At 36.8% G+C, this 26,460-nt stretch carries 28 protein-coding genes; 19 read left to right on the top strand and 9 right to left on the bottom strand.

Annotated elements, in window-relative coordinates; translation table 11 throughout:
* Positions 1 to 18 precede the first annotated feature (18 nt).
* The 10 genes from ACQKN4_RS19825 (at position 19) to ACQKN4_RS19780 (ending at position 10,429) form a co-directional block, all read left to right on the top strand.
* Complete coding sequence (locus ACQKN4_RS19825; RefSeq protein WP_427484605.1) at positions 19 to 1,014, top strand: ABC transporter substrate-binding protein; 996 nt, start codon at positions 19 to 21, stop codon at positions 1,012 to 1,014.
* 61 nt (positions 1,015 to 1,075) lie between these two features.
* Positions 1,076 to 1,741, top strand: coding sequence for a precorrin-3B methylase (locus tag ACQKN4_RS19820; RefSeq protein WP_079561100.1), 666 nt, complete (start codon positions 1,076 to 1,078; stop codon positions 1,739 to 1,741).
* 481 nt (positions 1,742 to 2,222) lie between these two features.
* The gene (locus tag ACQKN4_RS19815) at positions 2,223 to 3,236 is read left to right on the top strand and encodes a LacI family DNA-binding transcriptional regulator (protein ID WP_427484604.1); all 1,014 of its coding nucleotides are present in this window, start codon (positions 2,223 to 2,225) and stop codon (positions 3,234 to 3,236) included.
* Positions 3,237 to 3,288: 52 nt separating this feature from the next.
* A complete protein-coding gene (locus tag ACQKN4_RS19810; RefSeq protein ID WP_427484603.1) occupies positions 3,289 to 4,251 on the top strand; it encodes a nucleoside hydrolase in 963 nt (320 codons plus the stop codon).
* Between the two features lie 22 nt (positions 4,252 to 4,273).
* Positions 4,274 to 4,873, top strand: coding sequence for an ECF transporter S component (locus ACQKN4_RS19805; protein WP_427484602.1), 600 nt, complete (start codon positions 4,274 to 4,276; stop codon positions 4,871 to 4,873).
* Between the two features lie 66 nt (positions 4,874 to 4,939).
* Complete coding sequence (locus ACQKN4_RS19800) at positions 4,940 to 5,683, top strand: energy-coupling factor transporter transmembrane component T (RefSeq protein WP_427484601.1); 744 nt, start codon at positions 4,940 to 4,942, stop codon at positions 5,681 to 5,683.
* A complete protein-coding gene (locus ACQKN4_RS19795; RefSeq protein ID WP_427484600.1) occupies positions 5,680 to 6,546 on the top strand; it encodes an energy-coupling factor ABC transporter ATP-binding protein in 867 nt (288 codons plus the stop codon). Before ACQKN4_RS19800 ends, ACQKN4_RS19795 begins: the two co-directional genes overlap by 4 nt.
* The gene (locus ACQKN4_RS19790) at positions 6,539 to 7,360 is read left to right on the top strand and encodes an energy-coupling factor ABC transporter ATP-binding protein (RefSeq protein WP_427484599.1); all 822 of its coding nucleotides are present in this window, start codon (positions 6,539 to 6,541) and stop codon (positions 7,358 to 7,360) included. Before ACQKN4_RS19795 ends, ACQKN4_RS19790 begins: the two co-directional genes overlap by 8 nt.
* Before the next feature lie 5 nt (positions 7,361 to 7,365).
* On the top strand, positions 7,366 to 8,253 hold the full coding sequence (gene rbsK / locus ACQKN4_RS19785) for a ribokinase (RefSeq protein WP_427484598.1): 888 nt from the start codon (positions 7,366 to 7,368) through the stop codon (positions 8,251 to 8,253).
* Between the two features lie 187 nt (positions 8,254 to 8,440).
* Complete coding sequence (locus ACQKN4_RS19780; protein WP_427484597.1) at positions 8,441 to 10,429, top strand: S9 family peptidase; 1,989 nt, start codon at positions 8,441 to 8,443, stop codon at positions 10,427 to 10,429.
* 113 nt (positions 10,430 to 10,542) lie between these two features.
* Here the strand turns inward: ACQKN4_RS19780 and ACQKN4_RS19775 are convergent, their stop codons facing one another.
* From ACQKN4_RS19775 to ACQKN4_RS19765, 3 genes are all read right to left on the bottom strand, one after another.
* Positions 10,543 to 11,085 carry a GNAT family N-acetyltransferase gene (locus ACQKN4_RS19775; RefSeq protein ID WP_427484596.1) on the bottom strand — a complete coding sequence of 181 codons (543 nt, stop codon included), beginning with the start codon at positions 11,083 to 11,085 and terminating at the stop codon, positions 10,543 to 10,545.
* Positions 11,086 to 11,333: 248 nt separating this feature from the next.
* Positions 11,334 to 12,530 carry a class I SAM-dependent rRNA methyltransferase gene (locus tag ACQKN4_RS19770; RefSeq protein ID WP_427484595.1) on the bottom strand — a complete coding sequence of 399 codons (1,197 nt, stop codon included), beginning with the start codon at positions 12,528 to 12,530 and terminating at the stop codon, positions 11,334 to 11,336.
* A gap of 62 nt (positions 12,531 to 12,592) precedes the next feature.
* Positions 12,593 to 13,510, bottom strand: a complete 918-nt coding sequence (locus tag ACQKN4_RS19765; protein ID WP_427484594.1) for an alpha/beta hydrolase — start codon at positions 13,508 to 13,510, stop codon at positions 12,593 to 12,595.
* Between the two features lie 171 nt (positions 13,511 to 13,681).
* Between ACQKN4_RS19765 and ACQKN4_RS19760 the strand changes: the two genes are divergently transcribed.
* Entirely contained in the window at positions 13,682 to 14,158 is a 477-nt protein-coding gene (locus ACQKN4_RS19760) for a dihydrofolate reductase (protein WP_079561107.1), read from the top strand.
* A 203-nt stretch (positions 14,159 to 14,361) separates the two neighbouring features.
* On the top strand, positions 14,362 to 14,589 hold the full coding sequence (locus tag ACQKN4_RS19755) for a hypothetical protein (protein WP_079561108.1): 228 nt from the start codon (positions 14,362 to 14,364) through the stop codon (positions 14,587 to 14,589).
* A 49-nt stretch (positions 14,590 to 14,638) separates the two neighbouring features.
* On the opposite strand, the gene trhA is transcribed toward ACQKN4_RS19755, so the two are convergent.
* On the bottom strand, positions 14,639 to 15,274 hold the full coding sequence (trhA, locus tag ACQKN4_RS19750) for a PAQR family membrane homeostasis protein TrhA (protein ID WP_079561109.1): 636 nt from the start codon (positions 15,272 to 15,274) through the stop codon (positions 14,639 to 14,641).
* A 272-nt stretch (positions 15,275 to 15,546) separates the two neighbouring features.
* Here trhA and ACQKN4_RS19745 point away from each other — a divergent pair, with 272 nt between their 5' ends.
* From ACQKN4_RS19745 to msrB, 5 genes are all read left to right on the top strand, one after another.
* Entirely contained in the window at positions 15,547 to 16,389 is an 843-nt protein-coding gene (locus tag ACQKN4_RS19745) for a DegV family protein (protein ID WP_079561110.1), read from the top strand.
* Between the two features lie 200 nt (positions 16,390 to 16,589).
* A complete protein-coding gene (locus ACQKN4_RS19740) occupies positions 16,590 to 17,504 on the top strand; it encodes a GDSL-type esterase/lipase family protein (RefSeq protein ID WP_427484593.1) in 915 nt (304 codons plus the stop codon).
* A 4-nt stretch (positions 17,505 to 17,508) separates the two neighbouring features.
* Entirely contained in the window at positions 17,509 to 18,084 is a 576-nt protein-coding gene (locus tag ACQKN4_RS19735) for a YpmS family protein (protein ID WP_079561112.1), read from the top strand.
* A gap of 12 nt (positions 18,085 to 18,096) precedes the next feature.
* Positions 18,097 to 18,627, top strand: a complete 531-nt coding sequence (gene msrA / locus ACQKN4_RS19730; protein WP_427484592.1) for a peptide-methionine (S)-S-oxide reductase MsrA — start codon at positions 18,097 to 18,099, stop codon at positions 18,625 to 18,627.
* On the top strand, positions 18,624 to 19,052 hold the full coding sequence (gene msrB / locus ACQKN4_RS19725; RefSeq protein ID WP_079561115.1) for a peptide-methionine (R)-S-oxide reductase MsrB: 429 nt from the start codon (positions 18,624 to 18,626) through the stop codon (positions 19,050 to 19,052). Before msrA ends, msrB begins: the two co-directional genes overlap by 4 nt.
* A 109-nt stretch (positions 19,053 to 19,161) precedes the next feature.
* Here the strand turns inward: msrB and ACQKN4_RS19720 are convergent, their stop codons facing one another.
* Positions 19,162 to 19,905 (bottom strand): formylglycine-generating enzyme family protein, encoded by a 744-nt coding sequence (locus tag ACQKN4_RS19720; RefSeq protein WP_427484591.1) that lies wholly within the window; start codon positions 19,903 to 19,905, stop codon positions 19,162 to 19,164.
* Positions 19,906 to 20,053: 148 nt separating this feature from the next.
* Positions 20,054 to 21,898, bottom strand: a complete 1,845-nt coding sequence (locus ACQKN4_RS19715; RefSeq protein WP_427484590.1) for a methyl-accepting chemotaxis protein — start codon at positions 21,896 to 21,898, stop codon at positions 20,054 to 20,056.
* A 239-nt stretch (positions 21,899 to 22,137) separates the two neighbouring features.
* Here ACQKN4_RS19715 and ACQKN4_RS19710 point away from each other — a divergent pair, with 239 nt between their 5' ends.
* A complete protein-coding gene (locus ACQKN4_RS19710; RefSeq protein WP_079561117.1) occupies positions 22,138 to 22,356 on the top strand; it encodes a YozE family protein in 219 nt (72 codons plus the stop codon).
* A gap of 113 nt (positions 22,357 to 22,469) precedes the next feature.
* A complete protein-coding gene (deoD, locus tag ACQKN4_RS19705; RefSeq protein ID WP_427484589.1) occupies positions 22,470 to 23,177 on the top strand; it encodes a purine-nucleoside phosphorylase in 708 nt (235 codons plus the stop codon).
* Positions 23,178 to 23,513: 336 nt separating this feature from the next.
* Here the strand turns inward: deoD and ACQKN4_RS19700 are convergent, their stop codons facing one another.
* The 3 genes from ACQKN4_RS19700 to ACQKN4_RS19690 form a co-directional block, all read right to left on the bottom strand.
* Positions 23,514 to 24,110, bottom strand: coding sequence for a hypothetical protein (locus tag ACQKN4_RS19700; protein WP_079561119.1), 597 nt, complete (start codon positions 24,108 to 24,110; stop codon positions 23,514 to 23,516).
* 320 nt (positions 24,111 to 24,430) lie between these two features.
* Positions 24,431 to 25,072, bottom strand: a complete 642-nt coding sequence (locus ACQKN4_RS19695) for a hypothetical protein (RefSeq protein WP_427484588.1) — start codon at positions 25,070 to 25,072, stop codon at positions 24,431 to 24,433.
* A 568-nt stretch (positions 25,073 to 25,640) separates the two neighbouring features.
* Positions 25,641 to 26,048: a hypothetical protein gene (locus ACQKN4_RS19690; RefSeq protein ID WP_427484587.1), complete on the bottom strand. Its 408-nt coding sequence runs from the start codon at positions 26,046 to 26,048 to the stop codon at positions 25,641 to 25,643.
* Between the last annotated feature and the right edge of the window lie 412 nt (positions 26,049 to 26,460).

Below are 26,460 nucleotides of genomic sequence, written 5' to 3'. Positions count from 1 at the left end.
ATCAAAGGAGAAGAGGACATGAAGAAATGGAAAAGCTTATGGCTAGTCTTTGCGATCGCATTGGTAGCTATATTGGGTGCATGTAGTGAAAAGGACAAACAAGAATCTGCTACACAAGCTGAGAAGGTAGAGCCTTCACAAGCTGAAAAGTCAGACATAACGATAGAAAATAATGGAACGACGCAAGTATATAAGGAAGCCCCCAAAAAAGCGATTAGCTTAAATCAGCACGTGACAGAAATTATGTTGGCTTTAGAGCTAGAAGATTCAATGGTAGGGACGGCGTACTTAGATGACAAAATTTATGAGCCCCTACAAGTGGCCTACGATAAAGTGCCTGTGTTAGCAAAACAGTATCCTACAAAAGAGCAGGTTATTGATGCAGAAGCAGATTTTTTATTTGGTGGTTGGAAAAGCGCCTTTGGAGAGAAAGGTGTTGGTACACAAGAAGAGCTTGAAACATTAGGCATTCACACTTATTTACATACAGCCTCAATCATGACGAAACCAACTTTAGACGATATTTTCGCAGATATTCGAAATATCGCAAAAATTTTCCGTGTTGAAGATCATGGAGAAGCACTAATAGAAAAAATGACAAAGGATGTAGAGGATATCCGTGCAAAATTACCGCAAGATGGAGAAGACCTGCCTGTTCTAGTGTTTGATAGTGGTGATAAAGAAGTCTTCACTGCAGGACAAAACATTATGAATGAACTTGTTACGATGGCCGGCGGTAAAAATATTTTTGGTGATGTAGAATCAGGCTGGACTACGGTGTCCAAAGAAGATGCGGTAGAACGTAATCCAGCAGTCGTAGTTGTCATAGATTACGGAGAAACATCAGCGAAAGCAAAAATAAATTTTTTGAAAAATGATCCAGCCTTGAAGGAAATGGAAGCGGTCAAAAACGAACGCTTTGTGATCCTACCACTTTCTGCCGCGTCTGAAGGAGTACGTGCTGCAGAAGCCATTCAAATTTTGGCGAAAGGCTTCTATCCTGAGAACTTTTAAGCTATCCAATAAATTGGGGGCTAGCAATTGGCTAGCTCCTTTTTCATAAGGAGAAGTATTTATGAATGCATTCCGTTCGAATATACCGGACAAAACCTTCGAAAAGTTAAACAATAATGGGGATTTTACTCGCCTTGCCGTAAGCCCAGGCATTATTAATAAACATTATACCCCTGCACAATTCCAAACAATGGCAAAGGTTATAGGGGAAACTGGTGCCATAAAATACTCTGCCTCTTATAGCATATTATTATCTATCTCAACAGTAGAAGTTGAAAAGAAGATTGAGGAGCTAGAAGATGCTGGCCTTTACGTGGCAAAGCAAGGGCCAATTGTAGCGATGAAAGCGTGTGATTTTTGTGATGGTGACAAGATGGAGGCAGCACCAATTACAGAAAAGCTATATCATTCATTAGAAGGAATCACTGTCCCTACAAGGTTACGTGTAAACGTTAATGGCTGTGCCTCTGCCTGTTATAATGCGGTATATGATGATATTGGGCTTGTTTATCAAAAGGATAGCTTTGATGTCTATTTAGGAGCAGTACCGATGGGAGCGAATGCAACAGCCGGGACACTCTTTGCGAAAAAGGTAGGAGTAGAGCTTATTGAAGGCTTTTTAAAGCAAATCATTGAACTTTATAAGGAACATGCTCGTCCGAATGAACCTTTTTATAAATTTCATCGCAGAACAAATTCTGCTGATTATTGGAAGGATTTAAGCTGACTAATTATCGTAATGTGGGCTCGTAGCGACTGATTGCGTCTGCTAAGCCGTTTCGCGTGATGATAGAAAGCTAGAAGCATTTTATCATTAACATATCAAATTGACTTACTTAAGAGGCTAGGGCATAAGAAAACTAAAATTTTTAAAAGCGCAAGAAATTATCATTATAAAAATTGATTTCTTGCGCTGTTTAAGTTTCGCCCCAACTTCTTTATTTACAAAAAATATTGTTGAGTTGTTTCGATTTCATAGAGATAGTGTTACTCGTTCTACATAGTATTGGATAACTTTATCATTTCAGACCATGTATTCCAGTAGGGAGCGTTTAGGAAAAAATCATAACAAGGCTTGTGTTTGTTATTTTCTGATTATTCAGAAATAATAATGACAATTTGACTATGTCATGATATGGTAGTTGAGAAAACGTTTTCGTAAAACGTTTTCTTAAAATGTGATTTTATAGTAATAGTAGGTGAAGATTGTGAGACGATGGACCATTAAAGACATTGCGAAACAAGCAGGTGTTTCCATTACTACTGTTTCTCGAGTGTTGAATGAAAAAGAAGAGGGAATGTCTCCAAAGACACGTGAAAAGGTACTAAAAGTTATGGAGGAGGTAGATTTCCAGCCTAACCAATTTGCTCGTGGTCTTGTTACGAAGCGATCGAAAATATTTGGGTTAATTATTCCGAACATTTCTAACCCTTATTTTCCGGAATTATGTCGGGGGGTGGAAGATGAAGCGAATGAAAGAGAATATAGTTTAATCATCTGTAATTCCGATGATCATTCTGATAAAGAGAAGCGATATTTGCGACTATTAGAAGAACAACAGGTAGATGGAATCATTTTTTCTGCAAAAGATTCTTTGGAGTCTTTGGATGAAGAGCAATTATCGCGTGCAAAAATTCCTTTCGTTCTCGTTGATAGGGGAAAAAATGAAAAAAATCATGCCAGTGTTTTTTTAGATAATGATAAAGGTGGATATTTAGCAGGAAAACATTTAACAGAACTGGGACATAGAAAGATAGCGTGCATTATTGGACCAAAGTCTATTTCTTTGACTAATGAACGTTTAGAGGGTTTCAAAAGAGCGTTGGCGGAATCAGGTGTTGAACTATTGCCATCGCATATTATTGAAGGGGATTTTCAGATGGAAATGGCGTACCAAAAGTCCAAGGACCTCCTTTTGAAAAAAGAAGTAACGGCTATATTCGCCTTTAATGATGTGATGGCATTCGGTGTTTATCGTATGGCTCACGAGCTTAGTATTCATATACCAAGGGATTTATCCATCGTAGGTTTTGATGACATTCCGTTAGTATCGGCATTAATACCAATGCTTACTACTATTCGTCAAGATACTTATCTAATGGGACGGGAGGCTGTGAAGCTTTTAATACAAAAACTTGAGAATAATGAAACGCAATCTATTATGTTTAATCCGACTCTAGTAGTACGAGAAAGTAGTACATCACCTAATTTATTACTGTAATTTATCATCATAAAACAGTAAAAATTATAGATTAACTATAGGAGTGAATTTGATGGAAAAAATACCAGTAATTATTGATTGTGACCCGGGAATTGACGATGTAATGGCGCTATTATTAGCTTTTTCTCGAGATGATCTGGACATAAAATTAATTACAACGGAACCAGGAAATCAAACTCAAGATAAAACGATCTACAATGCTAGAGCTTTTACAAGTTATATGAAACAAAATATTGAAATAGCAAGAGGGTTAAAGGATCCTTTATTCCGCGAACTTGAGGTTGCGGATGATGTTCACGGGGAGTGTGGGTTAGGAGAAGTTATTTTTCCGGAGCCGGATTTACTTGAAAGCGATAGAACAGCCATAAATGCTTTAATTGCTGTTTTAACTGAGAGTGAGGAACCTATCGTTTTAATCGCAACTGGCCCACTTACAAATATCGGAGCATTACTGCTTGCTCATCCAGAAGTAAAAGAAAAAATCAGCTATATTTCGTATATGGGTGGTGCAGCTGTATCTGGCAATATGAGTCCTTTTGCAGAATTTAATGTATATGTTGATCCACATGCAGCCGATATCGTTTTTCGTTCTGGAATTCCTATCATTATGAGCGGACTTGATGTTACTCATAAAGCGTATATCAATATGGATGAATTGAATCAAATTGAAAGAATGGGTACAGATTTATCTCAAAAGATTGGGGCAATGCTGCGCTTCTATATTCAAAATGCAAAAAATAATGATTTTCAAGAAACAGATTTTGAAAATAGTTTTCGTTTGCATGATCTTTGTGCTGTGTCCTATGTTGTCACTCCGGAACTTTTTGAAGGGAAAGATTGCTTTGTAGCGGTTGAAACAGAAGGGCGTCATACTGCTGGTGCGACGGTTGTAGATTACATGCACCGTTCCGGCAAACCTCATAATGTAAAAGTTTTGCATTCTGTCAATCGTGAAGGTTTTGTCAATCAATTTATGGAAGCGGTTGCAAAAATGGGCCGTCAAATCAATCAATAATAAAAAAAGGTGGGAATCCAAGATGAAACGTAATTTTAAAGATGATTTTAATATGATGTCTATGCTTCTTATTCCAATTGGTGTAGCAGTTAATATTGTCGGTTTTCAAATTGCTAACGTTTTAAGGCTCCCTATTTTTCTTGATACGATTGGAACCATTTTAATCGGAGTCGTTGCTGGTCCTTGGGTTGCATTACTTGCTGGATTAATTACTAACCTTATAAATGGTATTTTCAATCCTACGTATTTTCCATATGCCGTTACATCGGTGGCGATTGGGTTAGGAGTAGGATACTTGTCTAAAGGTGGGATGTTTAAAAATATTCCTAAAACGATTATTTCCGGTATTGTGATTACATTCATTGCTGTTATAGTTTCTGCTCCGATTACAGTGTTAGTATTTGGAGGAGCAACAGGGAGTACAGGATCTCTCCTTACAGCTACATTCCTTGCTTCAGGACAAAAAATTTGGAGTGCCGTGTTTGCCTCATCCTTTATTTTTGAAATTGCTGACAAAGTAGTATCCGTTCTAATCGTTTACTTTATTGTAAGAAAAATGTCTGATCGCTATTTATCAAAAATGAATTACGGGACTCTATACATGAAACGTGAAGACCGATAGTAGTTTCATGAATTCTTTCCGTTCTGCTTGAGCGGAAAGATCTACTTTTTCTGAGGAGGGTTCACAGTGCAGAAAAATTTCATTCAGCAACTGCATCCATTGACTAAATTTTTCTTTGCATTACTTGTATCAGCTGCCGTTCTTATAATTCCCGGGTTTAAATTTTCATTTCTAGTTTTTCCAATTTTACTTCTGATCGCTGCCGCTGCAAGCGTTTTGAAAGAATTTTTTGGAACTGTTGTGAAGGCTTTGTTATTTTTACTAATTATCGTTTTCTTCATGCAGCTCTTTTTCTATCCAGGTGATCATCTGATAGGACAATGGGGAATATTCAAATGGACTGAGGAAGGCTTGAATTATGGATTAACGCTTACTTCTCGTATTCTTGCGATGGGTTCCGCCTTCATATTATTTTTCCGTTTGACAGAGGTTCGTGACTTTGTAAAATCGCTAGAGGATGCTGGCCTACCTCCAATGGGAGGGTATGTTGTGTTATCCACATTACAAATTATTCCTGAAATGCGACGCCATGCTAACACAATTATGGATGCGCAAAAAACACGTGGAGTAGAAACGGAAGGGTCAATGCTCACAAGAGCTAAAGCGTTCATTCCAACCTTAACTCCTCTTATATTATCATCTATTTCAAGTACCGAGGAACGAGCAATTACTTTAGAATCGAGAGCATTCTCTGCTCCAACAAAGAAGACTAGTTTGCATAAGCTAACAAAAAGTACAGCTGATCGAATTTTACCATTCGTCTATATTCTCATTTTAGTAGGATTAGTGTTATGGAGGATACTTACATGAATAAAATCATTGAAATGAAAAATGTCTCCTATCGATATCCAGTTAGTGATGATTGGAATATAAAAAATGTATCTTTTGCAATTGAAAAGGGGAAATTCACAGCGATTATTGGCAACAATGGATCGGGGAAAACGACTCTTTGTAATATCATACGTGGATTCATTCCACACTTTTATAAAGGCAACCTTGAAGGGGACGTTATTATCGATAATAAAAGAATAGAAGAATACCAATTAGGTCAATTAGGAGAAAAAATTGGATATGTCTTTCAAAACCCTTTCATCCAAGTATCAGGAGTAAAAGATACTGTCTTTGACGAAGTAGCGTATGGGCTCGAAAATTTAGGTGTAGAAGAAAATGCAATAATAGAGAGAGTAAATGAAATATTAAAGCTTATTAAAATCGAGCATTTACGAGAAAAACATCCAATGGAGCTATCGGGTGGTCAACGCCAACGTGTTGCACTTGCTTCAATTATCGTAATGAATCCTGATATCCTTGTTATTGACGAGCCAACATCTCAGTTAGATCCAATTGGAACGGAGCATGTATTTAATATCATTCGTCTTATGAAAGATAAGGGAAAAACAATTATCTTAGTAGAACATAAAATGGACTTAATTGCTGAATATGCAGACAATTTAATTGTCCTCCACGAGGGAGAAATTGTTTTACAAGGTCCGACCCGAGATGTTTTTGCCGATACAAGATTTGGAGAATTTAACATCCAATATCCTCATGTAACCGAGGTCGCTCTTAATTTAAAGAAAAATGGTGTAAAGTTAAAATATGTCCCGATTCGTGACGAGGAATTACCTGAAAGCATAAGTTGGGCAAGCGTAGGGGAGAGTGCTTATGACTGAACTTCAATTGAAAAATGTCAGTTTCGCTTATCCCGATGGAACAAAAGCATTAGAAAACTTGACACTTACTGTTCCTGCCGGCCAACGCTTAGCCATTATAGGACAAAATGGGGCTGGAAAGACAACGGCAGTTAAATTAATGAACGGTCTTTTAAAACCAACTGAAGGCGAGGTAACTGTTGGAGATTGGCATACAAAAGATTATACGACAGCTCAAGTTTCTCGAAAGGTTGGCTATGTATTTCAAAACCCGGACGATCAAATTTTCCATAATAATGTGGCATTAGAAGTCCAGTTTGGTCCTAAAAATATGGGCTTTGATTCAGAACGTGTATCGCTTCTAACAGATTGGGCGATGAAATTATGTGGAATTTATAATGTTTCTCACGAAAATCCTTATAATCTGCCTTATTCGGTCCGTAAATTTGTAACCATTGCGTCCGTTTTGGCAATGGATTCCGATGTGATTATTTTAGATGAGCCGACAGCTGGGCAGGATCGGGTCGGATTAGATTTATTAAGTAAGCTTTTAGACGAATTAGAGGGAAAGGGAAAAACTGTTATTGCGATTACGCACGATATGGAATTTGTCACTGATTATTTCTCTCGAATTGTTGTAATGGCAAATCGAAAGATTATTGCCGATGATGATTCAGAAAACATTTTCTATAATCCTGCGATATTAGAAGAAAGTATGCTGAAACCGCCTGCAGTTGCTAAAATGGCCAATTTAATGGGCTTGGAGAAAGGTATTTTGACAAAAGACCAATTATTATCCGTATTAAAGGAAAGAGTTTTTGTGAGAGGGCGATAACTGGTATGGATATTTTATTAGTTGGGAGCATTAACATAGATCTTGTTTATCATGTTCCTTATATCGTTAATAATGGTGAAACGCTTCATAGTACGTCTCATATTGTTCATTTCGGTGGAAAGGGTGCGAACCAAGCTGTAACTGCAAGCCAGCTAGGAGCAAACGTTCATTTCGTTGGAAAAGTAGGCAAAGATGATTTAGGGGAACAGGCTATAGACAATTTAAGAAATAAAGGAGTTTATGTGGATTCCGTTCAAAAGGAAGGAGCAACTGGGCAAGCGATTATTCAAGTGACAGATGCCGGTGATAATGCGATTATTTTATTTTCCGGTGCAAACTTTTTAGTTACTCCTAAACAAATTGAACAAGAAACACATAACATTTCTTCAAGTAAGGTACTCCTTCTTCAGCTTGAAATACCGCTTGATACAGTTGAAAGGACCGTGGAAATCGCATCTCAACATAGAAAAATCGTTATCCTAAATCCAGCGCCAACTCGTCAATTTCCAGATTCATTATTGGAGAAAATTACATTTTTAACGCCGAATGAAACAGAACTTGCTCAATTAACAGGAATTGAAACGACAACGGAAGAAAATATTCGCTCCGCATGTCGTTTATTGCTAGAAAAAGGGGTTGGAACAGTGGTCGTTACACTTGGATCAAAAGGCTCTTTTTATATGAATCATGAAGAAAGTGGGTGGGTTCCAGCGTTGAGCGTTGACACAATAGATACAACTGGTGCCGGAGATGCATTTAATGGCGCTTTGGCAGTAGGACTATGCCGGGGAGATTCGCTTCGAAGTTCGATCGATTTTGCCACGAAAGTTGCCGCTTATGTCGTTACACAAATGGGGGCACAACCGTCAATCCCGGATTCACTCTTGAAATAAATGATAGCCGTAGCTCTTTGTAATTATTACGAAGCAGCTACGTTTTTTTATAAGTAAGTCATTAGTTGATATTCGAAATCCTCTTTAGGATAAAAAACAATTTCTCCAAAAAAGCAGGAATAATACTTAGTGTATCGAAATATTGTACTAAGTAACCAAATTTTCATACAAAGGGGATAGGGAAGTTATGACATTGAAACAAGGGATAAAACCAGAAGATTTATATGAATTAAAAGCAGTGGCAGATCCACAAGTATCACCTGATGGAACAGAAGTGGTGTATGTACAGACTCATATTGATGAGAAGAAAAAGGACTATGTATCTAATTTATTTTACATAAACTTGAATGATAAAAAACCGCAACAATGGACATTTGGGGAAGATAAAACGCATTCACCTGTTTGGTCTCCGGATGGCAGTAAAATCGCGTTTGTGTCATCGAGAAATGGCAAGCCACAAATTTTTGTTCTTTCTAAAGCAGGCGGGGAAGCGAAACAAGTTACGAATTGTAAAAATGGTGTGACATCGCCTACTTGGTCTCCTTGTGGAGAGAAAATCGCCTTCTCTGTACAGCTTGGTAAAGATGAAAACATTGATGATAAAGTTGAGAACAATCAAAAGGAAGAAAAAGAGCTAAAACCACTTGTAATAGATAAGATGAAACATAAATCAGATGGTGCTGGATTTATGGATATGGAGCAATTTTATCAAATTGCGATCGTTCATCTTGCATCAGGAGAATTAGAGCTACTGACGGAAGGGAAACATAATTTACAGCTTGGTACATGGTCTCCGAATGGAAAATATCTTTCGTACATTGCGGACTTAACAGAGGATCTAGACTTTTCATTCATAAGTGATATTTACTTATTAGATTTAGAAACGAAACATGGTCGCAAGCTAACAGATGGGTCAGGGGTGTTCTACCAAACTTCATGGTCTCCGAACAGCCGCTTCATAGCTTATGTTGGAGGTGAAAGAGAATTTGAAAATGCAACACAACCAAAGCTATGGATTTATGATTTGGACAATGATAATCAGACATGTGTAACGAGTGAATTTGACGCGCCTGTCGGTGATTTTGCTATTGGTGATTTCCTTCAAGGTGTTGTTCCTCCGCGCGTTCAATGGTTAGAGGATAATAAAAGCTTTTACTTCCAATTTACAGATCAAGGAAATACATCGATTTATTTTGGCAATCTATCGGGAGAATTATATCCAGCTATTCATGATGATCAATATGTATATGGTTTTTCGCTTGATCCTAAAAATGATAGAGCGGTAGTCGCGATCGGCACGACTACAAATCCTGGGGATCTATTTTACGTAAATTTAAATACTGGTGAAAAAGAACAGCTTACTACAGTTAATGAAGAATTTTTAAAGACGCGAGCAGTATCTGTTCCAGAAGCAATTGAATTTGAAGGGGCAGATGGCTGGAAAGTTAACGGCTGGATGATGAAGCCTATTGGATATGAAGAAGGGGAGAAATATCCACTTATTCTAGAAATCCATGGTGGTCCGCATGCAATGTATGCTAACTGCTATTTTAACGAATTCCAAATCCTTGCTGCACAAGGCTTTGCGGTTTTGTATACGAATCCTCGCGGAAGCCATGGTTATGGTCAAAAATTTGTAGATGCAGTACGTGGTGATTACGGGGGCAATGATTATAATGATCTAATGGCTGCTGTTGATTATGCCTTGGAGCAATATGATTTTATTGACCAAAACCGTCTCGGCGTTACAGGTGGAAGCTATGGGGGCTTCATGACAAACTGGATTGTCGGACAGACAAATCGCTTTAAAGCAGCTGTTACGCAACGTTCCATATCTAACTGGATAAGCTTTTATGGCGTAAGTGATATCGGCTATTACTTTACAGACTGGCAAATTCAGGGGGGACTAAATGATATAGAGAAGCTATGGCAACATTCACCACTTAAGTATGTGGACAATGTGGAGACGCCACTTTTAATTTTACACAGCGAAAAAGATTATCGCTGTCCGATTGAACAAGCAGAGCAATTGTTTATCGCCTTAAAACATCGTAAAAAAGAAACGAAATTTGTGCGCTTCCCTGAAGCCAATCATGAACTTTCAAGAAGCGGAAAACCAACATTACGAATTAATCGACTAGAATATATTAGAGATTGGTTTGTGGACTATCTATAAGAGAAATATTGGTGGCTTAAGAAGTGGAAGTACTTCTTTGGCCACCTTTTTTATAGGGAGGGAAAAACCTTTTCATCTTGAGGAAGGAAATAGATGATTGAAATACTATTTATCTATTCATTAATAATTCCGTAAAATACCAAATCCTCATATTTTCCGTCTTTAATGATGTGATCCTTTAAAATTCCTTTTTGTTTCATGCCGATCTTGTCCATTACTGTTCCAGAAGCGGGGTTCGTTGAAAAATATCGAGCAAATACTTTATGCAATTTCTTTTCTTCAAAAGCGAATTGTACAATAGACTGCGCCGCCTCCGTGGCATAGCCTCTTTCCCAATACTCCTCGCCAATCCAATAGGCGATTTCTCCATGCTTAAAACGTTTATTATTCGATAATGCAATGGCTCCATATAATTCGCCGGTTTCCTTATCTGTAACTGCAAACTCGTACGAAATATCCTGCGTAAAATTATTGTAATGATGTTCCATCCATGATAATGCATCATCTAAACTATATGGATAAGGTAGGTACATGGTGCTTTTGTAAATATTATAGTTATTGCAGAGCTTTGCAACCGTTTCTGCATCAGTTGTTTCAAATAATCTAAGAACGAGCCTTTCTGTTGTAATCAATAATTTTTCATGAACATATCCCATTCAATCATCTCCGTTAATTTATAGTTTAGCTCATCACCAAAAGTTGAGAACGCATTTGTTTAAACGTATGTCATGTGAATAAGTTGATCTTCGTTAAGACTGGGCGACCCCTTGGGTGGTGATAGAACTATAATTTGTAAATTACATTATAAGATAATTGTAAAATTTGAACAATTGTAAAAAGGATTATCTTTTTTCTCCAAAACAAAAAGACAGAATCATTTGGGCGTGATTCTGTCTAATTTCATTTAGTTAAGTTTTTGAATAAAAACAACTTTTAAGTAATTGAATTCTGGATATTCACGTGTGGCACGGAAATCCTTTGGTAAGTTAAATTCTTCAACAATTTTATAGGCTGTTTTAGTTTCTTTAAATGCTTGGTCAATAAAGCTCTTGAACTTTTTCATCCCAAAGCTTGCATTGTTCGTTGAGGCAACGATGATACCGTTTTTCTCCGTAATAGCAATTGTATCTACTAGTAATTTAGGGTAGTCTTTCGCAGTTGAGAACGTTCTTTCCTTCGTACGTGCAAAGCTTGGTGGATCTAATACTACAAGGTCAAATTTTAAATTGTGACGCTGAGCATATTTAAAATAGTTAAAGACATCCATCACTTTAATGTCCTGTGATTCGTAGTCTATGCTATTCACGCTAAACTGCTCAATTGTTTTGGCTAAACTACGTTTTGCAACATCTACACTTGTTGTTTTTACTGCTCCTCCAAGTGCCGCTGCGACAGAAAATGCCCCCGTATAGGAGAACGTATTAAGCATATGTTTACCTTCTGCATAACGTTCACGAATGGCAAGTCTCACTTCTCGTTGATCAAGGAAAATACCTGTCATGGCGCCATCATTTAAATTAACAGCGTAGTTCATATTATTTTCCGATACGATAATTGGGAATTCGCCGGGTGTTCCCATGACAAAATCGTCCTGTTCCATATACTGGCCTTTCGTATCGAAACGTTTTTTCTCATAAATAGCCTTGTAGTTTACTGTTTCTGCAAGGGCTTCATATACTTCTTCTTTAAATGAATAAATGCCGGCGCTATACCAGCTCACCATATAGTAAGAATCGAAAAAGTCAATCGTTAAACCGCCAATGCCATCACCCTCACCATTAAAGACTCGGAAGGCTGTTGTGTGAGGATTGTTGAAAAATGCTTCTCGATTTTGTATAGCCTTTTTAAATTTTTTCATAAAAAAGGCTTTGTCTATTGTTTCGTTAGCATCGGTCGTTAGCACCCAACCAACACCTTTATTTTGTATGCCATAGTATCCTGTACCAATAAAATGGTTATGATTATCCATAAGTCTCAGTAGAGCACCTTCCTCTTTTGGAAGATGACGTGCATCAACTGCATCTTTCGAAATAAGAGGGTAGCCTTTTTTTAATTGAACAGAAAATGGATTGTTAATTTGTAAAGCAATAGATTGTGTCATGTTGTCATCCTTTAAAAAACGTTTTGCTCTATTATCGCACTATTTTATGCAGATAGACAAATTTATTTCACGAAATTAGCAATTTTTTCAGTAGTTTCAATCGTAGCTTCTTCAAAAAAGTTCATTTTACTAAAGTAACTATGGATTAAACCAGTCATATTGACATGTTCAACAGTCACTCCGGCATCTGTAAGCTTTTGCGCGTATGCAAGACCTTCATCGTAGAGGACATCTGCCTCAGCAGCAATAATGATCGTTTTCGGTAAAACACTTAAATCTTCAATCTGTAGTGGAGAGACAAGTGGATTCATATAGTTTTGTTCATCTGTGTAATGCCCCGCAAACCATTGCATTCCATGTTTGTCTAAGCCGAAGTGTTCGCCGTACGCATTGTAAGAAGCCGTTGTAAAATCAACATTGACTACAGGATAAATAAGTGCCTGCGCTTTAATCTTTGGTCCATTAAATGTTGCAGCTAAATAGGCAGCTACTGTTGCTAAGTTTCCGCCCGCACTATCACCAGCGACTGTCAGATTTGTTGCATCTCCACCAAAAGTTTGGATGTTTTCGCTAACCCACACTAAAGTGTCATAGGCATCATAGAGCGGTGTAGGGAATGGGTATTCTGGAGCTAGGCGATAATCAACCGAGACAACGATGGCTTGGGCTTTTTCTGCTAGTAGCTGACAGCCTGCATCGGTAGAGTCTATATTTCCAAATACCCAACCGCCTCCATGATAATAAACGATGACAGGAAGTTTTTTGTCTAAAACAGGCTTATAAATGCGCACATTTATTTGTGCTCCATCTCGAACAGTTATGTTTCTATTGTCAATTGCCGCAAGCTGTGGGCTATGTGGTGACGTCCATTTTGGCACAGCTCGAATGGCTCTCGCTTCTTGTGGTGTTAGTTCATAGTATTGTTTGGAAGAATCACTTGCTTTAATATAACGGATCGCTTCATCTCTTAACTTCGTCATCTTCATCAATCCTTTTAATTACTTTGATAACTCTATTATAAACTATTCTTATAAAAATACTAGGATTTAATATCGGAAATGAAAATAATTTAATTTCTATGCAGAAATAATCTGATTGTAACGTTAAATTATGTTTATAATATAATGAACGATAGTATTTGGAGGGACAATATGATTTCTTTAATTGTGGCACATGATAATAATTATGTGATTGGTTATGAAAATGGCATGCCATGGCATTTGCCTGGGGATTTAAAATATTTTAAGGATAAAACGATGGGGAAGCCGATGATTATGGGGCGTAAAACATTTGAATCCATCGGTAGACCGCTTCCTGGTCGACGCAATATTGTCATTACGCGTGACGCAAGTTATCATGCGGACGGGATTGAAGTGGTGACAAGCTTAGAGGGTGCCCTCGCCCTTGCTGGGGATGTTCCAGAAATTATGATTATTGGCGGCGAGCAAATTTTTCGCCTATCCATGGATATCGCAGATCGCCTATACATTACAAAAATTAATCATTCGTTTAATGGGGATACATACTTCCCAAAATATGAGGATTTTACAGAAGTATCCTCAGAGGAACCAGAAACTGCACCAGAGGGCTACACATTCCAATATCAGATTTTTGAACGTAAAAACTAAAGATAATAAGTACTACGGAAGCACGGTTATGAATGACCGTGCTTTTTGTCGTTACTGAATAAAAGATTATTAGCTTATTAACGTGAAGTGGGGGTGAGTTACCTTCCGACCGGGGCGTTTTAAATTCGATAAGTTCACCGCAGTGACGGAAGATGAATTGAGCGACGGATAGAAACCTTGGAGCGACGGAAAGAGTCGTCGAAGTGACGGAAAGAGCCATCGAAACGACGGAAGAAGAATCAAGCGACGAGCTAATTTTGAGAGGTGTTGTGGGAAAAAACTTAATTGAGACAAGCAGGGGGCAAGTGGAACCATTAGCTATTTCACATTTTTATTTGAGCTTTGATGAACGAGGGAATTTATTTGCCGACCCGTTTACTGAACATTACAAAGTGGACAATAAAGGCATTAACGAAAGAATTAAAAGGTAATAATAAATAACAAAAATCGCTTCTTTTTTACGGAAGCGACTTTTGTTATTTATAAGTAAAAATAAACACAAGCATACATCGCGCCACAACCAGCTAACACAAAAAGATGCCAAATTGTATGATTGTAGGGAAGTGAACGCCATGCGTAAAAGAGAGCGCCAATCGTATAGAAAAGCCCACCTGCTAATAGTAAGGCAAAGCCATGAAAGCCTAAGAAAAGATAGACAGGTTTAACGGCAAAAATAATTAGCCAGCCCATACCGATGTAAAAAATTAAAGAAAGCTTCTCGAATCGATTAATAAAAAAGCATTTAAAAATAACACCTAGTATCGCAAGGGACCAAATTATACATAATAACGTAATACCTAATGTGCCACCAATTGCGATTAAAAGGAAAGGTGTATACGTTCCAGCAATTAAAATATATATAGAGGAATGGTCAAGAATAGCGAAAAAGTGCTTGTATTTTTCAGGCATGCTATGTAGCAAAGTTGACATTAAAAATAAAATGATCACAGAAGTGCCAAAAATAGTGAACGTAGTAATTTGGAGCGCACTTCCGGTTTGAACTGCTGCTAAAATTAGAACAACTAGAGCTGGAATACTTGCGATAAATCCAATGCCATGTGTAATGGCATTCCACAATTCTTCCTTCCATGTTTTGTAGTCAAAAGAATCAATCATATCGAACACTCCTTTCGTGCATACACTTACTATACCCCAATAATTTTCATCCTGGTATTTACATTTGTCATGTATTCAACATCAAAAGTGTCATATAAATTTCGAAATGCATGAGGACATTGTTAGACAAGGACTGAACAAAGCGCTATAGTATCCAAGGTAGCGGATTCAAAATGGACTAAAACGAGTGAAACCTAATGACAAATGTCATGTTTACATAATGATTCATTAGTCTATATAATAATTTTAATGAAGTAAAAGGATGTGTCGAAGTGGGACGAATTCATATAGTAACGGACTCAACTTGTGATTTAACAAAAGAAGAAGTAGCACAGCATGGTATACATATTGTGCCTTTAACAATTCAAATTGACGATAAAACATATATAGATGGTGTTGATTTAGAACCCCAATCTTTTTTAAGCTTAATGAAAAATGCTAAAAATTTACCGAAAAGCTCACAGCCTGCACCGGGGAAATTTAAAGAATTGTATGATGAGCTTGGTAAAGACGGAGATCAAATTATTTCTCTTCATATGACTGGTGGTATGAGTGGAACAGTGGAATCGGCTCGTCAGGCAGCACAAATGACGGATTCTGATGTAACTGTGATCGATTCACGTTTCATTGCTATAGGTTTAGCAATTCAAATTCGTGAGGCTATTAAAATGCGCGACGCTGGCGCTACGGTTGAGGAAATTGTTGAGCGTCTTGAGAAAGTGCGCGAAAATACGTATTTGTATGTTATTGTTGATACACTTGAAAATCTTATTAAAGGCGGACGAATTGGAAAAGGGACAGGTTTTATCGGTTCTTTATTGAACATAAAAGTAATTGCAAACTTAGAAGGTGGCGCTTACAATCCAGTATCGAAAGTACGTAGCCATAAACAGGTTGTGAACTACTTATTTAAACAATTCCAAGCAGACACTGCTGGAAAAACAGTAAAATCAGTTGGGATTTCTCACGCAGAGGGTTTAACAACGATGGGTGGACCACTAAAAGAATTAGTTGAAGGAACAGGTTTTAATGAAGTAGAAGTTGCCTTTACTTCACCAATCATTTCCACACATACTGGCCCAGGTGCCATTGGTTTTATTTATTTTGCAGAATAATATATAAGAGCTACTACATAAATAATTGTAGTGGCTTTTTTTATGTAGCTGTTGAAAATTGCATAGTACTTTATTCGAAAAAAAGGTGCATACGCACATTTTTACTCAATAACTAGGTATAGTGACTTTTCATTGCACTATGAACTATTCTATAATAGAAGAAAATGATGGAAGGTGGTCAAATGGGCATTTGGCGAATAATGGTTTTGTCATGTTTGACCGTCTTAGTACTAAGTGGTTGTGCAATATCAATAGATGAACCGGATCCGCAAGCAGACCCAGAAGGTGAGCAGGCAAGGACGGAGCAAGATATGAAACAGGATGAGCAACAAACAGAAAATGAGGAGAAGACCTCAAAGAATGTATTGACGCAAATTTATGAACATTTTTTTGAGCCATCACCAGAGGATTTAGGGAAGATTGATGATAATAAAGCGAAGCAACTACATTACTTAGCACTCGGAGATTCTTTAACTGCCGGGGTTGGTGATGAGTATAGTAAAGACGGTTACGTTGGAAGATTAACAGATTCATTAATAGCTTGGCCCTCAATTTCTGATGTTGAAGTCGATAATCGAGGAAAAAGAGGAAGACGTAGTGATCAGTTATTAAAATTAGTGGAAAAAGGGCATTATGATGAAGAGTTGCAAAAAGCACAGCTCATTTCAATTACAATGGGTGGAAACGATGTCATGAAGATCGTTAAAAACGATCTGTTTAATTTGAAACGAGATGCTTTTGATAAAGAATTGCGGTCATATAAGAAACGTTATAGTAAAATTATTGAAGGCATACGAGAGAAAAATCCAACAGTACCTTTATTACTTATCGGTTTTTATAATCCATTCTCCATCGTGACAAATGAAGCAAATGAATTTGATTCGATTATTACGGAGTGGAATAAAGTCATTGAAAACATAGCAAAGAAAGATAAAAATGCGTGCTATGTATCAGTGGAAGACCTGTTTGATTCCAATAAAGAGCTCGTTTATCATACGGATTTCTTCCATCCGAATGCTAAAGGCTATGACAAAATGAATGAGCGAATAATAAAGGCAATGGAGAAATGTAACATGGAACAAATTGTTAACAAGGAAATAGGGTACGAGGAGTGACAAAATGAATAAGTGGAAATTTGCATTTTTTGCTTTAGCGGGCACACTGCTTTTTGCAATCCTCCTCGTCGTTTTTTTAGCAACTAGACCAGTAGATGGAGTAAATTTAGCGGAAAGTACAAAAGCTGAAAGTGAAGTAAAAGGAAATGTACTCGTTGTGCAAACAACAAGGAAGGAATTAGAATCTATATCGAAAAAGTATTTAAAGGATGCGGGCTCACCATTACCGTTGGACTTTACGATTGGTGAAGATATTCAATTGAAAAGTACATTAAAGGTTTTCTATACAGAAATCGATATTTCTATGAACTTCGATCCGATAGTGGATGAGAAAGGGAATATTATTTTAAAACAGACAGGAATGAATGTTGGGCTGTTAAATATTCCACCTGAGACAACGATGAAAATTATGCGAGATACGGTGGATTTCCCTTCATGGATTACAGTCAATCCAGATAAGGCTGAAATCTATATTGATTTATCGCGTGTTAACATTGCTTCAGGATCTCGTATCAAAGCAAAAGAATTAGACTTGCCAAAGGATAAAATTTTACTAGAAATTATTGTTCCTGGTGCATAAGGAGTGAGATAAATGGCAAAGCAATACGCAACATTTGCAGGTGGTTGTTTCTGGTGTATGGTCAAGCCTTTTGACGAAACACTTGGCATTGAATCAGTAATTTCCGGTTATACGGGTGGACATGTTGTCAATCCAACATATGAACAAGTATGCTCTGAAACGACAGGGCATTTAGAAGCGGTGCAAATACAGTTTGATGATGAGCTTTATTCTTATGAGCAATTACTCGAGACATTTTGGACATTAATTGATCCAACAGACGCTGGAGGCCAATTTTATGATCGTGGAGAGTCCTACACAACCGCGATTTTTTATCACAATGATGAGCAACGTGAATTGGCTGAACGTTCTAAAGCTGATTTACAGGCATCCGGTAAATTCGATAAACCTATCGCAGTAAAAATTTTACCGGCAAGTTCGTTTTACCCAGCTGAAACATATCATCAATATTATTATAAGAAAAATCCAATGCACTACGAGCGCTATGCTGTAGGATCTGGTCGCAAAGCGTTTCAGGAGAAACACTGGGGGGCTGAAAAATGAATAAAGAACAACGTTTACAACAGTTAACGGACATGCAATATTACGTAACGCAGGAAAATGGTACAGAGCCACCGTTCCGTAATGAATTTGATAAGCACTTTGAAGAGGGTATTTATGTAGATATCGTGTCAGGGAAACCATTATTTAGCTCGCTTGATAAATTCGATTCAGGTTGCGGCTGGCCTGCATTTGCAAAGCCGGTTGAAAAAGAAGAAGTAACGGAGCATTTCGATACATCTCATGGAATGCGTCGCGTAGAGGTTCGCAGTAAAAATGCCGATTCCCATCTAGGACATGTCTTTCCGGATGGCCCAAGTGAGCTTGGAGGCTTACGCTATTGCATTAACTCCGCAGCACTCCGCTTTGTACCGAAAGAGGATTTAGAAAAAGAAGGCTATACAGAATACCTTTCATTATTTAAATAACAACAACTCCTAGCAGGGATATATCATGCTAGGAGTTTTTTTATTGGGAACATATAGAGACATCAGACCGACGGAAAGAGCTATCAAAAGTCAGAATTGCTTAGAAATATTAAATGATTGATCTGGCAATTCTAAATCCGATATCGTCAATAAAGAAGTCGGGCATACTTTTACGGCGACAAGTGGCTCCACATCCTCGTTCTTCTTCAGCCCAACTTCCTCCTCGAATTATTCGGTAATTTCCAAATATCTTTTCATCGTATAAGTCCCAGCACCACTCCCAAACATTTCCTATCATGTCGTGCAAACCCCAGTCATTAGGCGCTTTTTCACCAACATTGTGTACATGTTCGTTAGAATTATCTTTATACCAAGCAATTTCATTAATTTCACCATACCGATATCCTTTTGATTTTGCTTTACATGCATATTGCCATTCAGCATCTGTTGGTAATCGAAAACCATTAGAACTATGATTGCATACAACGGATTTACTATTCTGATCACAATCATAATACTTGTCATAACCTAGGACATCGGACAATGAATTACAAAATTTCACGGCATCTATCCATGACACATTAACAATGGGTTTTTGATCCATTGTTGTTATTGAAAATTTCTTCCCCATAATAATCGCATAAAGATCTTCTGTCACAGTATATTTGGCAAGATAAAATGGCTTTATCTCAACATTCCAAATAACTTCCTTTAAATTTTTTCTTATACCAGGCATTCCAAATTTATAGTTTGAACTAATCCATTTTTGTTCGTTTTGAAAATCTCGTAGGCAAATTTCTCCTTCAGGAATATACACCATTAATTCTTTTAAGTAATGATTTAAGTTAGTCAATATAGTCCTCTCCAAATCGTAAACTATTGTTTTTGGACACTACTTTCATAGTACGATTTTCCCCATTATAAAATGCCGTTTATTGAACTATATCTACAAACTTCGGAGCTAGTAGCTTCATGTGAAATTGACACCATTCTAGGTCACTTTAAACTTTAAATTCACTGACAAGATTTCGTAGACTATCTGCTTGTTGTGCAAGCTCTGTGGCAGCGGCATTAATTTCCTGCATGGATGCAGATCCTTGAGTTGCCGCAGCGGCAGAAGTGACGGTGTTGGTAGCTGATTGTTCAGCGTATGCATTTACCTGTACAAAATCATTCGCAACATTATGACTATAATCAAGTGTTAATGCAATTTTTTCTACCATAGTCGTGATAATTGTCGATGTTTCTTTAGTATGGGTCAAAATATTGGCTAAAGATTGATTTGTTTCATTCGTTACTTCAACGCCGCGAATAACGGAAGATACACCCTCGTGGTTTTGAGAGATGATGGATGTTACTTCATTTTGAATGGACGTTACAATGGATGTTATTTCTTTTGCAGCATTTTGAGATTGCGCTGCTAGCTTTCGAACTTCATCAGCGACTATAGCGAAGCCTCGACCGTGCTCACCAGCGCGGGCTGCCTCAATCGCAGCATTTAAGGCAAGTAAATTTGTTTGCTCTGAAATAGCAGTAATCGTGCCGATAATTGATGTGATATCGGCGGATTTTCGACCAAGCGCTTCAACAGTGGTAGTCGTGCTGGCCATCGTTTCTTCTATAGCTTGCATGACAAACGAAGATTGTTGAACGGAGCGACTGCCGTCATTAGCAGCTTGCTGCATAGCCAATGATGCACGCTGAACAGCAGTTGCTTGCTCATTTAACTGTTGCACAGAATGCTCAAGATCACTCATTTTTTGTTGCGCGTTCGTCATACTTGAAATCGTGTTTTCGCTATCAGATGCGATATCAGCCGTAGCATCTGCAATATTTTGTATAGTACGGGCGTTTTCGTCGGCTAAAGACATTAGCTCTTGGCTACTACTTGAAACATGGTCCGCTAGATTACTGACACGTTTCATCAAATTAGATATTGATTCAATTAGTGTATTAGTTGAAGTGGCAATCGTTGAAAACTCGTCATGATTACGAACTTTAACTCGTCGTGTCAAGTCTCCGCCAGCCCGTGCAATATCGAGAATGGAATCGTTAATAGCTTGTGTATTGTTTCTTAATGATTTAAATAACATATAACCAAAAATAATAATGACAATAAGTCCAAGTATTGAAATGATGAAGAAAGAAGTAATAGATAGTGTAACTTGCTTGTTAAGCTTATCTAGTTTCGCTTTATTTGCAGCATCCATAACCTCATTAATGGACTCGATATTTTTATCAATATACGCCTTCATCGATTCTCCAGCACCATCCATCATAAGTTTACGAGCTTGTTCAAGACCGAGTTCATCACGCATTGTCATAACCTTACTAGAATACTCAAGGTAATTTTTATAATATTGATTGATCGCCTGTATATGACCTAACTCTAGCTCTCTTTCTGTAAACTGTTTTTCTAAGGTCTTCATTTTTTTATCGATGGTATCAATTTTCATTTTATAAGAAGTAGCGAAGTTCCCGTTCCCGGTAATTAAATAGGCTTGTTCTAAATTGGTGAGCCTCGCAATTTCATACGCAAGTTGGTTAACAGTTAATTGTTCTTGAACATTTTTCTCAGTAAAATCCTTCATTTGTCCTTGCAGATTTTCAATATTGATATACGATAATAAACCCATTGTTCCATTTATAATAATGAGGAGAGAAAATATAATAAGTACTTTGCCTCGAATTAAATGGTAATAACGTTGTCGTTTTTCTTTGATAGGAGGGATATTATGCCTATCATTTTCTAAATCATCTTTTTTCTTTTTTGAAAAGATATTTTTAAAGAAAGATGGGCGTTTCTTTACGAGTTTACTGTGTTTGTGAGAGTTTTTGATTGTCATCACCTTCCAACTTTTGAGTGGTTGGTTTAAATTTTACCTTATTTTTGTAGGTATTCCTATCCCTTTTTTCTAATAATTTTCATTTTTCAGATAAGTTGTGCGTATTATTTTTCTGTGAGGAAAGTCCGATTTGTGCCACTAGTTATAGTGGATATAATACTTAATCGATATTATTGTGACTAAGAAGGTATTTTTTGATAAACTAGCGGAAAGCAGATGAGTAAAAAGGGGATTTAAGTATGAAAAAGAGCTTTTATTTGTATGTACTAACATTCAGAGGTGGAGATTGGTCAGATCCGAAGGTGCGATTTGCAGAGGAAGTGTTCAATGAGCATAATTTTCCGAAGCAGAGCATGGACTTTGATGAGCTTTCTTCATATATTGAATCTTACGCCACAGATAACTTAAAAATAGAAGTATTTGATGAGTTGTGGTCATTATACGTAGATCTCGCGTGATATAAGTGAAAACAATAAAATTTATTTCAAGTTGCTAGACGTCTAGCGTTGCGAAAATACGAGAAACACAGTATTATTTATAGTGATAACTGACAGAAAAGAGGGATTGCAGTATGAGTATTCATATTAATGCAAAAAAAGGCGAAATCGCTGACACAATTTTACTTCCAGGAGATCCATTACGTGCAAAGTACATTGCTGAAACATTTTTAGAAGATGTTACTTGCTATAACGAAGTTCGTAACATGTTTGGTTATACAGGTACGTATAAAGGTAAACGTATTTCTGTTCAAGGAACTGGTATGGGTGTGCCTTCAATTTCGATTTACGCTACAGAATTAATGCAAGAATATGATGTTCAAAAATTAATCCGCGTAGGTACTTGTGGTGCAATTCAAAAAGATGTAAAAGTACGTGACGTTATTTTAGCGCAAGCAGCAACATCTGATACACGTATGAACCAAATCATTTGGGGTGGCGCTATCGATTTCGCACCGATCTCTGACTTTGATTTATTATTAAAAGCATACAATGCAGGTAAAGATGCTGGTTTAAACTTACAAGTGGGTAATATCTTTACAGCAGATTTATTCTATTCTGATGAGCACCAAAATGAAAAATTAGCTAAATACGGCGTACTTGCTGTAGAAATGGAATCAGCAGCACTTTACACATTAGCTGCAAAATACGGCCGTAAAGCACTTTCTATCTTAACAGTAAGTGACCACATTCTAACTGGTGAAGTAACAACATCTGAAGAACGTCAAACTACATTCAATGACATGATCGTTGTAGCACTTGAAGCGGCTATTCAAGAGTAGTCTTATCAGGTTTGAAGTTTGGAATAAATTTCAAAGGGACTAAAAGGGACTACACTAAAAATTAATTAGATTTTTAATCCTCAATGGGTGACTCGATAAATGAGAGCCTGTTGAGGGTTTTTTGTTTATAAAGAGTTAAAAAACTCCGTAGCGCCTTTCTTTTGATGTTAACGCCCTTAGTAAGCATGTAAGAAGCAAATGTATGTCGCAAGCCATTAAACGTAATTGAAGGTAGCGAATATTGACATATATTATCTTGCCATTGCTTACTCATGCGATCAGGGAAAGAACGCCCAGTGCCTTTCTTACAATTGGTTAGAAAAAAGGATATTTTTTTTAAACAATATTAATTCCTGCACTTGCACGACCATTAATTATCAAGGGGTCTGTTGATGGTGACGAAACGTAAAATACCATTACTAAACGATCGCCTGCTGATAATGGTACAGGTTGGGTATTAGCTGAAGCAAAAGCAATTCGTCCTCCTACAGGTGGTGGAGTTAAATCAACACTTGCAGTTGTACCGGTGAAGATATTACTTTCTTGGGGAGCATGAAAAATTTGAGCACGGATAGTCGATAAACTAAATTGGAATGGTGGCGATGTAAGGAAAAGAATATATGTTGCTGAGATAGCTATAATATTACCTTTACGTGGAACAGTGAAAGCTTCACTTAAGTTTCCGGCTAAGTCAATAGTATTATCTATAATAAGTGAACCATTTCTCGCTGTACCGAATCCAACTTGACCAGAAATTCTATCACCTCCAAAAAAATTAGCTACAACAACGTTCCTTCCTGAAGAGAATGGAATAATTGATCCGTTGTCAACTTGAAACGTGTTAATACAGTTGACATCATTAGCCGTAAATGTTCCAAATTTATCACATGTTCTAGATGTTGGTGATTCATTATTACATCCACAATTATTCATAGGATGGTTATCTCCTTTTTGTCTTTATCCTATGTGGTAAAGAGTAGGGGAACAAAGGCTATAAACCATGTTTACTGAGATTTAACCTAATCAGCTTAATTGGATTTACTATTGTTTTTGATGTTCTTAAAGAACGATAACTGGTTGGAATGGTGATTTTTATGCTCACTTTAATACCCGAAGCTGGGATTAGGATATGTATTAATCCAAATGTCTTCGTTATTTCTAAAAATGCTTAGAGCGATTGGTAAGGCTATTTAATTATATAGTTAAATGGAAAACAAGCTGACGTCTTACAGTCAGCCTGTATATTTTTATTTTCAATCAGCAATTTTTTTAATGACCAATGATGCGAATCTATAACGGACTATTCCTGTGGCAAATATGACCCTCATACTAAGTCTATCATCTTTGTTTAATCGTAGTTGTATTGTATTTCCTATAGTGTTAGCTATTCGTAAGTTTACAACTGGATTTCCGATTTCAGTTGTAATAGTATTTTCGGATTCAAAAATACTTTCAGTCGTCTCGATTGTATCATTGATGAACAATGCAAACGACACAACCGAATCGAAATTATTGCTGGTAGCGTTCACAAGATTAACTGCGATGTTCATACTGATTTCATATATACCACTGGTGGCAACCTGAAGATCAGTATTATTATTAGGAATAGGAGCGGGAGCTACATCCAATGACGGACCAGGAGTGGTGAAAATAACTTTTTGCCCTGAAGTAGGTGTCAAAACTGGAGTTGTTACGGCGACAAAAAATACAGAAGGATTGTAAAATGATCCATATGCCATCAAAGTCTCCTTTTTTGGTGGTTCAGGAATATTAGGTTGTATACATGCTGCGTCAAGAGCCCTGAAAGGTCTAACTCTAGTACAATTGAATTTTCCGTTACTGCACCCTTGACAAGTACATCCTGACTGATGACATCCATTATTATTTGAATTCATAATAACACCTCCTTTCTTACACTCATTTTATTCAGGCTTGTAATTAGCTGATTATGTTAGCGAATTATCAAGTCCTAAAGATAAGTAAAGAAAGACCACTCCGTGAAGGGGATTCCTATTTGTTATTTATAAAAGAAAAGAGGCGACTTTGGGCGACCAAGAAGCGACGAACATCGTAAATTTGAATAACTTTATAAAAAGGTAAACACATTAAGATGCAATTAATAATGAGTAAAACGTTGTTAAATCAATGCTATTGAAGTATCTTGTTGTTATAAAAAGTACACGTAAATCATTGACATAATCGTTGTTGCACTTGAAACGGCTATTCAAGAGTAGTCTTATCTGATTTGAAGTTTGGAATAAATTTCAAAGGGACTAACATTTAAAGTCTTATATTAATTGCCTGTTAGGTGACTGAATAACTCAGAGCCTAATGGGCTTTTAATTTACTGCAAATTCATCGAAAGGGACACTTGCTTGAGTTTAGGAAGCATAAAAAAGGACTTTCATATATGGAAATTAATCATATACAAAAGTCCTAATCTTAAATAAAGCCTACTTTAGTTTAAACAAATTTTATATTTTTCTTGAAGGAATTTTCTACTAAAGCATAGAGTAAACCTGCAATACCAAAAATGAGAATCGAAGTAATAATGCTTAAATTATATTCCTCAATAAAAAGAAAATCATATATTTTTTTAAAAGCAAACGGCCCTATTACTCCACTTGAAAAGGTGAATATTACTACTCTAAACAGTAAGGATTCTACAAACTTACTGACGACGAATGTTAGTGGTAAAAATGAAATAGGATATAAAATAAACGTAAAAGATGCCGCGATGAACAAATAAATAAGTGCATATGCTGACGTTATATTTTTATTTCCTTCTACTATGTCTAATCCAAATGCTGCAAAGGAAAATAACAATCCAAAAGGGATCCACATTATAAAACTATGATAAAAAGTTTTCAAACTATTACCCTCCTATGAATTCAATAAGATTGGTACAATCAAACTTCATAATAATTTAGACGAAGAAAGTGGAATAAAATTACAATTGTTTGTCTAACTAAACTGTTCTGTTAGATGAATAACTGAAAATGAATAGGGAACAAACATACAAAATCAGCTGGAGCGAATGAAAGATATGGAATTATATCCAAATACTTTTTTGTAAGAGGTATAATTAAAATAACAGAACTGATTAGTGGAGATATGGTTTGAAAGGGGGCTTGAGTATGAAACGTTTAGTTATAGTGATAGTTGTAATTTGGTTGATTTTATTAGCTATGTGGTTTTTAACTACAGATTCACCAATTTAGTGTGATTGAATTATTAAATTATGGGGTTTAGCTGAATAAAAACCGACTGAAGCAAGAATATT

Source organism: Lysinibacillus sp. NPDC093692 (assembly GCF_050280125.1).
Lineage (GTDB): Bacteria > Bacillota > Bacilli > Bacillales_A > Planococcaceae > Lysinibacillus.
This window is presented reverse-complemented; position numbering and strand designations above follow the sequence as displayed.